13 protein-coding genes and 1 other annotated feature are annotated in these 13,332 nt (G+C 56.4%); of the genes, 8 read left to right on the forward strand and 5 right to left on the reverse strand.

The features are described from left to right. Nucleotides 1-23: 23 nt before the first annotated feature. Nucleotides 24-144: a sequence feature (His leader region), on the reverse strand. After that, nucleotides 120-167: a his operon leader peptide gene (gene hisL / locus NXS97_RS21080; protein ID WP_100396937.1), complete on the reverse strand. Its 48-nt coding sequence runs from the start codon at nt 165-167 to the stop codon at nt 120-122. It overlaps the preceding feature by 25 nt. A gap of 179 nt (nt 168-346) precedes the next feature. Between hisL and NXS97_RS21085 the strand changes: the two genes are divergently transcribed. Next, entirely contained in the window at nt 347-1,174 is an 828-nt protein-coding gene (locus NXS97_RS21085; protein ID WP_013026345.1) for an SDR family oxidoreductase, read from the forward strand. 33 nt (nt 1,175-1,207) lie between these two features. Here NXS97_RS21085 and NXS97_RS21090 read toward each other — a convergent pair whose 3' ends face one another. Genes NXS97_RS21090 through puuD form a run of 3 tightly spaced genes read right to left on the reverse strand, consistent with a single transcriptional unit; the run spans nt 1,208 to nt 3,828 of the window. Continuing rightward, a complete protein-coding gene (locus NXS97_RS21090; RefSeq protein ID WP_013026344.1) occupies nt 1,208-2,485 on the reverse strand; it encodes an FAD-binding oxidoreductase in 1,278 nt (425 codons plus the stop codon). A gap of 27 nt (nt 2,486-2,512) precedes the next feature. Next, a complete protein-coding gene (gene puuR, locus NXS97_RS21095) occupies nt 2,513-3,070 on the reverse strand; it encodes an HTH-type transcriptional regulator PuuR (protein WP_013026343.1) in 558 nt (185 codons plus the stop codon). Beyond that, nucleotides 3,067-3,828, reverse strand: coding sequence for a gamma-glutamyl-gamma-aminobutyrate hydrolase (puuD, locus tag NXS97_RS21100; protein WP_013026342.1), 762 nt, complete (start codon nt 3,826-3,828; stop codon nt 3,067-3,069). Before puuD ends, puuR begins: the two co-directional genes overlap by 4 nt. A gap of 212 nt (nt 3,829-4,040) precedes the next feature. Between puuD and NXS97_RS21105 the strand changes: the two genes are divergently transcribed. Then, nucleotides 4,041-5,456, forward strand: coding sequence for a glutamine synthetase family protein (locus NXS97_RS21105; RefSeq protein WP_015699960.1), 1,416 nt, complete (start codon nt 4,041-4,043; stop codon nt 5,454-5,456). Nucleotides 5,457-5,828: 372 nt separating this feature from the next. Then, a complete protein-coding gene (locus tag NXS97_RS21110; protein WP_013026340.1) occupies nt 5,829-7,187 on the forward strand; it encodes an APC family permease in 1,359 nt (452 codons plus the stop codon). 50 nt (nt 7,188-7,237) lie between these two features. Here the strand turns inward: NXS97_RS21110 and ygbI are convergent, their stop codons facing one another. Further along, nucleotides 7,238-8,008 (reverse strand): DNA-binding transcriptional repressor YgbI, encoded by a 771-nt coding sequence (gene ygbI, locus NXS97_RS21115; RefSeq protein WP_022623379.1) that lies wholly within the window; start codon nt 8,006-8,008, stop codon nt 7,238-7,240. A 264-nt stretch (nt 8,009-8,272) separates the two neighbouring features. Between ygbI and ltnD the strand changes: the two genes are divergently transcribed. The 5 genes from ltnD to NXS97_RS21140 all read left to right on the forward strand — a co-directional run bounded on the left by ltnD (nt 8,273) and on the right by NXS97_RS21140 (nt 13,328). Beyond that, complete coding sequence (gene ltnD, locus NXS97_RS21120) at nt 8,273-9,178, forward strand: L-threonate dehydrogenase (RefSeq protein ID WP_013026338.1); 906 nt, start codon at nt 8,273-8,275, stop codon at nt 9,176-9,178. Further along, complete coding sequence (gene otnK / locus NXS97_RS21125; protein ID WP_116219916.1) at nt 9,178-10,440, forward strand: 3-oxo-tetronate kinase; 1,263 nt, start codon at nt 9,178-9,180, stop codon at nt 10,438-10,440. The genes ltnD and otnK overlap by 1 nt, the downstream gene beginning before the upstream one ends. Beyond that, entirely contained in the window at nt 10,433-11,059 is a 627-nt protein-coding gene (locus tag NXS97_RS21130) for an aldolase (protein WP_259232795.1), read from the forward strand. Before otnK ends, NXS97_RS21130 begins: the two co-directional genes overlap by 8 nt. Next, nucleotides 11,059-11,844: an HPr family phosphocarrier protein gene (locus NXS97_RS21135; protein ID WP_019106506.1), complete on the forward strand. Its 786-nt coding sequence runs from the start codon at nt 11,059-11,061 to the stop codon at nt 11,842-11,844. Before NXS97_RS21130 ends, NXS97_RS21135 begins: the two co-directional genes overlap by 1 nt. A 128-nt stretch (nt 11,845-11,972) precedes the next feature. After that, a complete protein-coding gene (locus tag NXS97_RS21140; RefSeq protein WP_014594048.1) occupies nt 11,973-13,328 on the forward strand; it encodes a GntP family transporter in 1,356 nt (451 codons plus the stop codon). The last annotated feature ends 4 nt before the right edge of the window (nt 13,329-13,332 follow it).

Below are 13,332 nucleotides of genomic sequence, written 5' to 3' on the forward strand. Positions count from 1 at the left end.
GAATGATTGATTTGCGTCAGCCCATAAAAAAACCCCCGGAAGACGATCTTCCGGGGGTTCTCTTGCGTTCGCACCACTGGAAGATCCTAGACGTCTTCCAGCACACATCGCCTGAAAGACTAGTCAGGGTGATGGTGGTGATGATGGTTGAACTGAACGCGTGTCATAAAATTCTCGATTAATGAAATCTTATTCATTTGTGTGGAATTAACCTAACGAAGATAGTTGAAATTGGCAACTCTTTTTTAATGTTGATATTCGCAAAGCGCCGAAACACTTTGAACTGGTTTGCAACTCAGGGGGAGCTTAAGATGGGAGAATCTTTGAGTCTGCAGCAGGAGACAACATGAAAAAGGTCGCAATAGTAGGACTGGGTTGGCTGGGCATGCCGTTAGCCATGGCGTTGAGCGCCCGAGGCTGGCAGGTGACCGGCAGCAAAACCACGCCGGATGGCGTTGAAGCGGCGCGTCGCTGCGGGTTAGACGCGTTTCAACTGGAACTGACGCCCGACCTTATCTGCGATGCTGAAGATCTGGATGTGCTGTTCGACGTTGACGCCCTGGTCGTTACCTTACCCGCCAGTCGCACGGCAGAGGGCGGGGACGCCTACGTTCAGGCGGTACAAAACGTGGTAGACACGGCGTTGGCCCATAGCGTACCGCGCATTATTTTCACCAGCTCAACCTCCGTGTACGGCGGCAGTTCGGGGATCAAAACGGAAAAAAGCCTGCTGCAGCCGGAAACCACAGCGGGCAAAACGCTGGTGGATCTGGAAAACTGGCTGCACGATCTGCCCGGTACCAGCGTGGATGTTCTGCGTCTGGCGGGGCTGGTGGGGCCTAAGCGTCATCCGGGACGTTTTTTGGCCGGTAAGCAGGCGCTACCCAACGGTTCCCACGGGGTCAATCTGGTTCACCTTGATGATGTGGTGGAAGCGATCATGCTGCTGCTGCAAACGCCCAGGGGCGGCCGGACCTTTAACCTGTGCTCTCTGAAACATCCGTCCCGCGCGCACTTTTATCCCGGCGTGTCACGCCAGCTCGGCATGACGCCGCCGACTTTCGCCGCCGAGGCGAGTGACGACAGCGGTAAGCTGATAGACGGTTCGCGTATCTGTCATGAGCTGGGTTTTGAGTACCGCTACGACGATCCCCAAAAAATGCCGCTGGAATAACGCTGGCGCTGCCCTGCACGCGCAACCCGGTATTTACACGCCGAGCCTGTCGCGCAGCGCATACCATGCGGCGCCCATCGCCGTCAGTGGCACTTTAAACCGCCGTCCGCCAGGGAAGGGCAGATGCGGAAGCTTCGCAAAGGCGTCGAAGCGCTCCGCATCGCCGCGCAGCACTTCGCTGATAAGCTTGCCGGAAAGGTGAGTACAGGTGACGCCGTGACCGCTGTCGCCCTGCATAAAATAAACGTTGTTTTCCAGCCGACCAAACTGCGGCATGCGCGACAGCGTCAGCAAAAAATTGCCGCTCCAGGCGAAATCAATTTTTACGTTGTGCAACTGCGGAAAGGTGCGCAGCATCTTGGGACGGATCATTTTCTCCACGTCGCCAGGTTCCCGCGCGCCGTAAACGACGCCGCCGCCGTATAGCAGGCGGTTATCTGCGGTCAGGCGGAAATAATCCAGCAGATAGTTACAGTCCTCGACCGAATAGTTATTGGGTAACAGCGCAAGCGCCCGATCCCGTGACAGCGGTTCGGTCGCGATAATCTGCGAGCCGCACGGCATGCTTTTCCGGCTCAGGCGTGGTTCCAGCTCCGAAGGTAAATAGGCGTTACCCGCGAAGATCAGAAAAGTGGCACGCACTTCACCTTGTGCTGTTTTCACCCGGTTTGGCGCACCATAGTCAACGCTTAACGCAGCAGAATGCTCATAAATGCGTCCGCCGTGACGACGAATCGCTTCGGCTTCGCCCAGCGCCAGATTCAGTGGATGCAGATGCGCACCACGTTTGTCGAGTAATCCGCCGACATAGCGTTCTGTCGCGACTTCCCGCCGAATGCCCCGTTCGTCCAGCAGTTCCAGCTCATGATTGCCATAGCGCGCCCAGGCCGCTTTTTGTTTCGCCAGATGCGCCATCTGACGAGAATTAAAGGCGGCAAAAATGCCACCCGGGCGGTAGTCGCAGGCGATCGCATAACGATCGATACGATCGCGGATAATATCCCCGCCTTCAAACATCATGCTGCCCAGCATTTTCGCGGTGTCTTTGCCATAACGCTGTTCAATCACATCTACATCCCGGCTGTAGGAGTTCACTGCCTGTCCGCCGTTGCGACCGCTGGCACCAAAACCGACCCGTGCGGCTTCAAGCAGTACCACATCATAGCCCGCCTCGGTTAAAAACAAACCGGCTGACAGGCCAGTAAAGCCCGCGCCGATAATGCAGACGTCACACTGAATGCTTTCCTGTAATACTGGCCAGGGCGCATGTGGATTCATTGTTGCGGTGTAGTAATTTTCCACATAATTCATATTTAGCTCCTTGGCAGACGGCCCCCATCAAAAATTGGCGGGCGTATGGGCACTGACGATGCGGCAGGGCACATCGGCAAGGTTGGTAAAGCTGTGCGGCAGGCCGGTATCAATGACGTAACTCTCACCGGCAGACAGGTGAAATTGCTGGCCGTTTATCTCCAGAACGATCTGACCTTCCAGCAGCGTACCGGTTTCTTCGCCCGCGTGGTGCAGTTTTTCCCCGGTACTGGCACCGGGAAGATAGGTCTCCAGCAGCATGCCCAGGGCGCGCTTTGGGGTGCCGTTATCAATCAGCTTCAGTGAAACGCCCCGGCTGCCGATCTCCAGCAGATCCTCGGGCCGGACAACCACGTTGGGCGCATCCTGGCTGTGAGGTTCGGAGAAAAATTCCGACAGCGACAGACCATAAACTTTCAACAGTTTTTGTAGCGTGCTGACCGCCGGGCTGACCTTGTCCTGCTCAATGGTGCTGATGGCACTGTGCGTCAGGCCAGCCAGTTCAGCGACGCGCCGTTGAGATAATCCCATCGCCTGGCGAATTTGCGACAGCCGACGTCCGGGAGCCTGATTCGCATCATTCATTGCTGCTTTTCCCGTTGATAATGACGCGCGGCCTGAATAAAGCCGTTAAACAGCGCAAAGGACGGCGTTGCGGGTTTCAACTGCCACTCGGGATGCCACTGTACTGCCAACGCAAAAGGATGCCGGCTGAGGCTGACCGCCTCAATCAGGCCATCTGGCGCCCGGGCTTCAATGCGCAGCTGTGGCCCGGTTTCGCGTATCCCCTGATGATGAACGGAATTCACGATTAACGGCGCCGGGCCGAGCAGCGCGGCCAGTAGCCCTCCGGGTTCAATATTCACATCATGGGCAGGTGCGTACTGTTGCGACAGCGGGGCAGCGTCATCGTCGTGATGGCGCTGAAACTGTGGATGCTGATTAAGATGACGGTAAAGTGCGCCGCCGTTGGCTACCACCAGCTCCTGCATGCCGCGGCAGATGCCAAAGAGCGGGAGTTGCTTACCCACGGCGTGTGTGATCAGATTAAAGGCCAGCCTGTCCCGTCCGACATCCGCGTCGGGTTCTTCGCCTGCTTCACCATACAGCCAGGGTTCAAGGTTGCTGGGGCTGCCGGTCAGTAAAATTCCGTCCAGCGCAGCCATAGCGTTTTCTGATAGATGAGGGGCAGCCATAAGCTGATGAGGCAGCGCAAGCGGCACGCCACCGGCGGTAACGACGGCATCAAGATATTTATTGTGCACCGACTGAACCGGATGCCCGTGATGATGCGTCTGACACATCACTACGCCGATCAACGGCTTGTCAAAAATAATGCCCATCTTTCCCCCTCAACAGCTGTTCGAAATATTTGACGAAAAGGGCATATCTGATGGTTAAGTGTGCAATATTTTGTCAATCTAGCAACCCACTGCCGGATCTTCAAACAGATTTGTTACATTTGCACACTTTTTGTGTTAGCGCTATGTTAGAGGTGTGGCGGTTTTTTTGAGCATTACGCACTCCCATTTTGTGGTTAAAGGCGGATGAAATCATGACTAACCTGGTAGAAGTAGAAGACTTCACGTTGCACAGTGAAGAGAGACGAACCAGCGCGTTCCAGCAAGAGGTTAAAAACTGGCTGGAGCGCCACCCTGAAACCCAGTACGTTGATATTTTACTTAATGATTTAAATGGTGTTTTTCGCGGTAAGCGTATTCCCGTCTCCGCGCTGGCTAAGCTGGAAAAGGGCTGCTACTTTCCCGCCTCGGTCTTTGCCATGGATATTCTTGGCAACACCGTTGAAGAGGCCGGACTGGGACAATCCCTCGGTGAGCCCGATAATCTTTGCCTTCCTGTTCCCGGCACGCTCGTTCCCTCCGCCGCCGATCCGCAACACATTGCACAACTGCTGCTAACCATGTGCAACCAAGATGGCACTCCCTTTGACGTTGAACCCCGAAATGTCCTGAACCGGCTGTGGCAACAGCTGCGTAACCGTGGACTGTTTCCGGTGGTAGCGGTAGAGCTGGAGTTCTATCTGGTCGATAAAAAGCGCGACGCGGAAGGTTTTATTCAGCCGCCCTGCGCACCGGGCAGCGACGATCGCAATATGCAGAGCCAGGTCTATTCCCTGGACAATCTTGATCACTTCTCTGAAGTCTTACGGGATATCGATACCCTGGCCCGCCTGCAGGGCATTCCTGCCGACGGCGCGCTGGCGGAAGCGTCACCGGGGCAGTTTGAAATTAACCTGCATCACACCCGGGATGTCCTGAGCGCCTGCGATCATGCCATTCAGCTTAAGCGCCTTATCCGGCAGGTGGCTGAGAATCACGGTATGACCGCTACCTTTATGGCGAAGCCCTATGAAGACTATGCGGGCAGTGGGATGCACGTACACATCAGTATGCTGGACGCGGCCGATCACAACGCCTTTGCCTGCGACGACGGCAGCGACTCTCCGCTGCTGAAGCGAACCCTGGCCGGTATGATCGATTTAATGCCGGCCTCCATGGCGTTGCTGGCCCCTAACGTCAATGCCTTCCGCCGTTTTGTCCCGGAGGCGTACGTGCCGTTGCAGGCCTCGTGGGGCCATAACAACCGCACGGTGGCGTTGCGCATTCCCTGTGGGGATCTTGAAAGCCGCCGAATCGAGTATCGAGTGGCGGGAGCGGATGCTAACCCCTATCTGGTGATGTCCGCGATTTTAGCTGGCATGTTGCACGGTCTGGATACGCAACTGCCTTTGCCGCAGCCGGTTAAAGGCAATGGTCACGAGGCGGAAGGGTTAGCGTTACCCATCCGTCAAAGTGATGCCCTTACCGAGTTTGAAAGCAGCTATCCTTTACAAAAATTACTGGGTGAGAAATTTGCCAAAGTGTGGTTTAGCTGTAAAAATTATGAGCTAATGCAGTTTGAAAGGTTAATCACTGCCACAGAAATCGACTGGATGTTAAAGAATGCCTGATTAATTTTTTGCATTCTCTGCGACAACGTCTTGAAATAATGCGTTGGGTTGGGGCAAAATACGCCTCCTGCAAATTCAGAACATAACCGACGCTCACCGCGTCGGTTATTTTTTTGCATGTTACAACAGAGTGAATTTTCACTGACACAAACGAGGCCGGGCGCGTACCCGGATAGATAAACACTGAAAACACGCACCCGCGTGAGATTGAGGATGTAAAGATGGGGTTGTTTAACACACTGCCAGCGCAGGCTGGTACACGTTTTCGTGATGACTACGGCGCCGCTGCCGCAAACCTTACTCCCTGTCGCTTAATGCGCAGTATCCTTGTGAATCAACCCAGTCAGGTTGCTGCGCAAGGAGGACTGAAGCATGTCGCTTAATACCTCTGCTGCACCACAACGTGCCCAACTGAAAAAAACGCTGACTTTACTTCCGGTCGTCATGATGGGCTTAGCCTACATGCAGCCTATGACCCTGTTCGATACCTTTGGTATTGTGTCGGGCCTGACCGATGGTCACGTTGCCACCGCCTATGCTTTCGCCCTGATTGCGATTCTGTTCACTGCCGTGAGTTACGGTAAGCTGGTACGCCGCTTCCCATCTGCGGGCTCCGCTTATACCTACGCTCAAAAGGCAATCAGTCCGCACGTCGGTTTTATGGTGGGCTGGTCATCGCTGCTGGACTACCTGTTCATGCCGATGATCAACATCCTGCTGGCAAAAAACTATTTTGAAACCCTGGTACCAGGTATCCCCTCGTGGATTTTCGTGGTGCTGCTGGTGGGCTTTATGACGCTCTCCAACCTTAAGGGAATCAAAACCGTCGCCAACTTCAACAGCGTGATCGTGATCCTGCAGGTTGTGGTGATGGTCGGTATTACTGCCATGGTGATCTACGGTGTGGCGCACGGTGAAGGTGCAGGAACAGTGGTAAGCAGCAAACCGTTCTGGTCGGAAAACGCCCACGTGGTGCCGATGATTACGGGAGCGACCATCCTGTGTTTCTCTTTCCTGGGTTTTGACGGCATCAGTTCGCTGTCGGAAGAAACGAAAGATGCAGAACGTACCATTCCGCGTGCGATTTTCCTGACCGCGCTGATTGGTGGCCTGATGTTTATCGTGGCCTCCTACTTCCTGCAGCTGTACTTCCCAGACATCTCGCGCTTTAAAGAGCCGGACTCCTCACAGCCGGAGATCATGCTCTACGTCGCGGGCAAAGCGTTGCAGGTCGGTATCCTGATCTTCTCCGTGGTCACCGTACTGGCTTCCGGCATGGCGGCGCACGCGGGCGTATCGCGTCTGATGTACGTAATGGGCCGTGATGGCGTATTCCCGGAGCGTTTCTTCGGCTATATCCATCCGAAATGGCGCACGCCGTCACTGAACGTGATTCTGGTCGGTGCCGTCGCGCTGATGGCCATCAACTTCGATCTGGTTACCGCGACTGCGCTGATTAACTTTGGTGCGCTGGTGGCGTTTACCTTCGTTAACCTGTCGGTGATTGCGCAGTACTGGGTACGTGAAAAACGTAACAAAACCCTGAAAGATCACTTCCAGTATCTGGTTCTGCCGATGCTGGGCGCGCTGACCGTTGGTGCGCTGTGGGTTAACCTGGAGCAGAGCTCGATGGTTCTGGGCTTGATCTGGGCCGCCATTGGTATTCTCTACCTGGCCTTTGTGACCCGCAGTTTCCGCAATCCGGTTCCCCAGTTTAGCGAAGAAGTGTAATCCCCCTGGTCCTGCTCTGTGCCCAATAACGGGACAGAGCAGGGCTGTTCTTATTCGTTTTTTCCGGCCATCATCAGTTCCCAACTTCCTGCCTGTAACGCATTTCGTCCTGCGGTATTCAATTGATCATCCGTCACGATCACATCAAACTTCTCCAATGGTAAGGCCAGCCACGTCGCGATTTTATCGTACTTAGAGCTGTCGCTGAGCAGGATGCGTTTGCTGCTGACCTCGCACACGGCCTGTTTAACCGCCACCTTGTCTTCATCCGGCGTAAACAATCCGCGCAGCCCCCAGCTTGAGGTGGACACAAAAGCGATATCTATCGCAAGTTGACGCAGGTGGCGTGCCGCCGCATCGCCAATGCAGGAGCGGTTATCCCGGCACACCGTACCGCCGGTGTGAATCACCCGACAACGACTCGCCTCCATCAGCAGATTGGTCACCATAAAATCATTAGTGACGACCAGCAGATCCTCCCGATCGGCAATTTCCCGCGCCAGCGCCAGCGTGGTGGTGCCGGCATCCAGATAGATGCAGCTGTCAGGCGGAATAAGCTGAGCGGCTAACTTGCCAATGGCTTTTTTTTCTTCATTGAACAGGGCCGTTTTGGTCAGATGTGAGGGTTCGCTCGCCAGCCTGTTAGCGGAACGAACACCGCCCGACACCGAGAGTACCGCGCCCTGTTCTTCCAGCTTTTGCACATCCCGGCGAATGGTCATATGTGACACGCCAAAACGCTCCGTAAGCTCGTTAATGCTCATTACGCCGCGCTCTGCCACCAGAGCCAGAATCTGTTGATGACGCTCAACCGGAATCATAACCACCTCGTTTTATCATTTTTTCACATTGTAGAGCATCGTCATGTGAAGAAACATGGAAATTTTGACTCTATTTTTCCTGAAAAACCGCGCATTCACTGCCCAGGTGGGGGAATAGCAAGCGGTGAGTGATGTGAAAAAATGTTTTACAGTGGCCTCTTTGAGTTAATTTATGTGAATAAGAACACGTTTTTGTGCGTCGTTTATTGGCACTATTAACAACAGAAATCAAAAATTCACTTAAATTAACAATGGAGGCCAGCGATGCCAGTTTCACATATTTGTGTCATAGGCTTAGGCTCAATGGGAATGGGCGCCGCGCAGTCCTGCATTCGTGCCGGGCTGTCAACCTGGGGCGTGGATCTGAATCCGCAGGCGCTGGATGCGCTGCGTCAGGCGGGCGCGCGCGATGCTCAGACGTCGGCGCATGCCTTTGCCAGCCAGCTTGATGCTGTGCTGCTGCTCGTGGTGAATGCCAAACAGGTTAACACGATCCTGTTTGGCGAGCAGGGGCTGGCCGCCAGGCTGAAGCCAGGCACGGCGGTAATGGTTTCTTCCACCTTGTCCGCGCAGGATGCACAGCAGATCGCCGCAAAACTGGCGGACTATCACCTCCTGATGCTGGATGCACCGGTATCCGGCGGGGCGGCCAAAGCCGCCAGCGGCGAGATGACCGTGATGGCGTCCGGCAGCGACGAGGCGTTTGCTGCCCTGCAACCGGTACTGGATGCGGTGGCCGCGAAGGTTTATCGCGTCGGCACGGAAATCGGTCAGGGATCGACGGTCAAGATTATTCATCAGCTGCTGGCTGGCGTGCACATTGCCGTCGGGGCCGAAGCCATGGCGCTGGCCGCCCGCGCCGGGATCCCGCTGGAGACGATGTATGAGGTGGTGACCAATGCGGCCGGCAACTCGTGGATGTTCGAAAACCGTATGCGCCATGTCGTCGATGGCGACTACCGACCGACATCCGCGGTAGATATCTTTGTCAAAGATCTCAACCTGGTCGCCGAGACGGCGAAAGCCCTGCATTTCCCGCTGCCGCTGGCCTCCACCGCACTGAATATGTTCACCGAGGCCAGCAATGCCGGTTATGGCCGTGAGGATGACAGTGCGGTCATTAAAATCTTCAGCGGCATTACGCTGCCTCAACGCGAGGGGGAAATCTGATGCGGTTAGGGGTCATTGCCGACGATTTTACCGGCGCAACCGACATTGCCAGCTTTCTGGTACAGAACGGGCTTTCTACCCTTCAGTTTAACGGCATCCCGAAACAGGCCGCTGTGCCGGATGCTCAGGCCATTGTGGTCAGCCTGAAATCGCGATCCTGCCCGCCCGCGCAGGCCGTCAGCCAGTCGCTTGACGCGCTGCGCTGGCTGCAGGCGCAAGGTTGTGAGCGCTTTTATTTTAAATACTGCTCCACGTTCGACAGCACCTCCGAGGGCAATATCGGTCCGGTGACGGATGCGCTCATGGCCGCACTGGATGAGACGCTGACGGTGATCTGCCCGGCGTTGCCGGTGAACGGGCGCACCGTTTATCAGGGTTATCTGTTTGTGGGTGAACAGCTGCTGTCGGATTCCGGCATGCGCCATCATCCGGTCACGCCAATGACCGACAGTAACCTGCTACGGCTGATGGAGAGCCAGAGCACGGGAAAAGCCGGGCTCATCTCTGCGACCACGATAGAGCAGGGCGCAGGCGCGATATCACGGCAACTTGAGCAGCTGCGTGCTCAGGGGGTGAATTACGCGGTGCTTGATACGCTTACTGAGCAACATCTGCTGAACCAGGGCGAAGCACTCACCTCGATGCGGCTGGTCACGGGCGGCTCCGGGCTGGCGATTGGCCTGGCGCGCCAGTGGTCAACGACCCACCGCGATGACCCGCAAGCACAGCGCGCGGGTTACCCACAGGGCCAACGGGCGGTAGTGCTCTCGGGCTCCTGCTCACAAATGACCAACCGCCAGGTCAATGCCTATCGCCAGCAGGCATCCGCCCAGGAGATCAGCGTGTCGCGCTGCCTCAGCGACGAAAAGTACGCCGAGGCGTTATGCGACTGGGTCGCAGAGCATGCTGATGAGCCCCTCGCACCCATGCTCTATGCCACCGCGGATGCGCAACAGCTGCAGTCGATTCAACAGCACTATGGCGCACAGCGCAGCAGTGAGGCGGTGGAGCAGCTGTTTGCCCAGATAGCTCGCACGCTGAAGTCCCGTGGCTGGCAGCGCTTTATCGTCGCAGGCGGCGAAACCTCTGGCGTGGTCGCCCAAAGCCTGGGCGTGACTGCATTCCATATTGGTCCGGTGATTTCGCCCGGCGTGCCCTGGGTGAGAGATATCGGGCAGCCGTTGTCACTCGCGCTGAAGTCAGGCAATTTTGGTGATGAACAGTTTTTCCGCCGCGCACAAACGGAGTTTTCCCATGACTGAACAACAGGCCCGTGAAGAGATGGTCAGGCTGGGCGCATCTTTCTTCCAGCGCGGTTATGCCACCGGATCGGCCGGTAATCTGTCGCTGCTGCTGGACGATGGCACCCTGCTGGCGACGCCCACCGGCTCCTGCCTGGGCGAACTGGATGCCCAGCGCCTGTCTAAAGTGACGTTACAGGGGGAGTGGATAGCCGGGGATAAACCCTCAAAAGAGATCGCCTTTCACCGCGCGCTCTACCTGAATAACCCCGACTGCCGGGCGGTGGTTCACCTGCACAGTCACTACCTGACCGCGCTCTCATGCCTGCTAAATCTGGACAGCCAGAACTGCATCCGCCCGTTTACGCCCTACGTGGTAATGCGGGTGGGCGATGTGCCGGTGGTGCCCTACTATAAACCCGGCGACGCGCGACTGGCGGAAGATCTGGCTCTTCTGGCGCCGCGCTACCGTGCTTTCCTGCTGGCGAACCATGGTCCGGTGGTGGTGGGCAAATCCCTGCAGGAAGCCGCGGACAATACCGAAGAGTTGGAAGAAACCGCACGCCTGATGTTTACCCTGGGCGACCGGGCCATTCGCTATCTTACCGCCGACGAAGTCGCCGAACTCAGGAGCCGATAATGCCAACGTTTGCAGCTAACTTATCTACCCAGTTCAATGAGGTGCCCTTTCTGCAGCGCTTTGCCGCCGCTGCACAGGCGGGCTTTGACGCGGTTGAATTTCTGTTTCCTTACGACTATCCGGCTGAGCAACTGAAAACGCTGCTCGATGACAACGGGCTTAAACTGGTGCTGTTCAATACCGCACCGGGCAACGTGGCTGCGGGGGAATGGGGGGTTTCAGCCATTCCCGGCCGGGAAGCGGAGGCAAGAGCCGATATCGACAGGGCACTGGACTACGCGCTGGCGCTGGATTGCCCACAGGTGCACATCATGGCGGCAACCGTCCCTTCCGGTGCCGATCGCCAGCAGTATGTTGAGACGTTCATCGGTAATATGCGTTATGCGGCAGAACGCTTCGGCCCACACAACATCCGGTTGTTAATCGAAGCGCTAAATCCCACCACCAAACCCCATTATCTCTATGCCAGCCAGTATCAGACGCTGGAGATGGTTGAGCTCATCGATCGTCCCAACGTCTTTACCCAACTGGATCTGTTCCATGCCCAGATGGTGGACGGCAATCTCAGCCACCTCATTCGCCACTACGCCGGGCGTTATCAGCATGTGCAAATCGCCGCCGCGCCCAGTCGTCATGAACCTGACGAGGGCGAGATCAACTATCCCTGGCTGTTCAGCCTGCTTGATGAGGTGGGTTACGAGGGCTGGATCGGCTGCGAATATTTCCCGCGCGGGGACACCGTGGAAGGGCTGAGCTGGCTGGCGCCCTGGGCGAAACACCGCTGAGTTAAGGTTAAAAAATCACACCGGTGCTGCGGCAGCGGTGCAGTTCTGGTCGTCTTTAAAACGGACCAGCACCAGGTAGAGCTGTAGCCAAAAAACGCTAAAAAAGATAACTATTCCAGAGGTTTACTATGACGACTGCGTTGCTGTTAGCCATTGCGACCGCCAGCATTGTGATTTTGCTGTTGCTGGTCATTAAAGCCAAAGTCCATCCCTTTGTCGCCCTGTTGATTGTCAGCCTGCTGGTGGCGATCGCCACCGGTATTCCGGCTGAAAAAATCATGGAAACCATCATCAGCGGTATGGGGGGACTGCTGGGGCACATCACCATCATTATCGTGCTGGGAGCCATGCTCGGGGCGATTATCGAAGCCTCGGGCGGCGCCGAGTCGCTGGCGCAGCGCTTCAGCAAAACGCTGGGCCTGAAACGCACTGTCGCTGCACTGACCATGGCCGCCTTTATTCTGGGCATCCCGGTGTTTTTTGAAGTGGGTTTTATCATTGTTATCCCGCTGATCTACGGCTTTACCAAAGTGGCGCGGGTTTCTCCCCTGAAGTTTGGCCTGCCAATGGCCGGTGTGATGTTAACGGTACACGTGGCGCTGCCCACCCATCCGGGTGCCGCGGCCGCTGCGGCCATTTTGCACACCGATATGGGCTGGCTGATGATGTTGGGGATTCTGGTCTCGGTGCCGGTCGGCATTTTAGGTTATTACGTCGCAAAGGTGATGAACCGTCGCCAGTATCATCTGTCGGTCGAGGTGCTGGAGCAGTTGCAGATGGCGAAGCCGGAAGGCGCGCAGAAGAAAAATGAACCTGCACCGCCGGGTGCGCTGACCATCAGCGGTTTGATCGTGGTGCCAATTGTGCTGATTGTATTAGGTACGCTGTCTCACTCGCTGCTGGCGCAGGACAGCCTGCCAGGTAAAATCATGACGGTGATTGGCACACCGCCCATAGCGCTGCTGATTGCGTTGGGCCTGGCCGCCTGGCTACTGGGCATCCGCCGTGGCTGGAGCAAAGATAAGCTGGAAGATCTGACCGGCCGGGCCATCCCGGGATCGGCGAGCGTGATTCTGGTGGCGGGCGCGGGTGGGGCCTTTGGGAAGGTGCTGGTGGAGTCCGGCGTCGGTAAAGCGCTGGCGCTAGCGCTGGAAACGCTGCACCTGCCATTAATCCCCGCGGCCTTTATTCTGTCGCTGGCGCTGCGCGCCTCGCAGGGGTCGGCTACCGTCGCGATTCTTACCACCAGCGGACTACTGACGCAGGCCGTGACCGGCATTGATGATATGCACCGTGTTCTGGTCACGCTGGCAGTGTGCTTCGGCGGGCTAGGGCTGTCTCATGTCAACGATGCGGGCTTCTGGGTGGTGACGCGCTATCTGGGCCTGTCGGTAGCGGATGGATTAAAAACCTGGACGGTACTGACAACCCTGATGGGGATGACCGGTTTTGTTCTGACGTGGGCGCTGTGGTTTGTGATTTGATATG

Source organism: Pantoea sp. B623, assembly GCF_024814475.1.
Lineage (GTDB): Bacteria > Pseudomonadota > Gammaproteobacteria > Enterobacterales > Enterobacteriaceae > Pantoea > Pantoea ananatis.

Excerpts from the sequence above, each read along its gene's own strand:
- NXS97_RS21085 (WP_013026345.1), top strand. The coding sequence starts at position 347 with ATGAAAAAGGTCGCAATAGTAGGACTGGGTTGGCTGGGCATGCCGTTA.
- NXS97_RS21090 (WP_013026344.1), bottom strand. The coding sequence starts at position 2,485 with ATGAATTATGTGGAAAATTACTACACCGCAACAATGAATCCACATGCG.
- puuR (WP_013026343.1), bottom strand. The coding sequence starts at position 3,070 with ATGAATGATGCGAATCAGGCTCCCGGACGTCGGCTGTCGCAAATTCGC.
- puuD (WP_013026342.1), bottom strand. The coding sequence starts at position 3,828 with ATGGGCATTATTTTTGACAAGCCGTTGATCGGCGTAGTGATGTGTCAG.
- NXS97_RS21105 (WP_015699960.1), top strand. The coding sequence starts at position 4,041 with ATGACTAACCTGGTAGAAGTAGAAGACTTCACGTTGCACAGTGAAGAG.
- NXS97_RS21110 (WP_013026340.1), top strand. The coding sequence starts at position 5,829 with ATGTCGCTTAATACCTCTGCTGCACCACAACGTGCCCAACTGAAAAAA.
- ygbI (WP_022623379.1), bottom strand. The coding sequence starts at position 8,008 with ATGATTCCGGTTGAGCGTCATCAACAGATTCTGGCTCTGGTGGCAGAG.
- ltnD (WP_013026338.1), top strand. The coding sequence starts at position 8,273 with ATGCCAGTTTCACATATTTGTGTCATAGGCTTAGGCTCAATGGGAATG.
- otnK (WP_116219916.1), top strand. The coding sequence starts at position 9,178 with ATGCGGTTAGGGGTCATTGCCGACGATTTTACCGGCGCAACCGACATT.
- NXS97_RS21130 (WP_259232795.1), top strand. The coding sequence starts at position 10,433 with ATGACTGAACAACAGGCCCGTGAAGAGATGGTCAGGCTGGGCGCATCT.
- NXS97_RS21135 (WP_019106506.1), top strand. The coding sequence starts at position 11,059 with ATGCCAACGTTTGCAGCTAACTTATCTACCCAGTTCAATGAGGTGCCC.
- NXS97_RS21140 (WP_014594048.1), top strand. The coding sequence starts at position 11,973 with ATGACGACTGCGTTGCTGTTAGCCATTGCGACCGCCAGCATTGTGATT.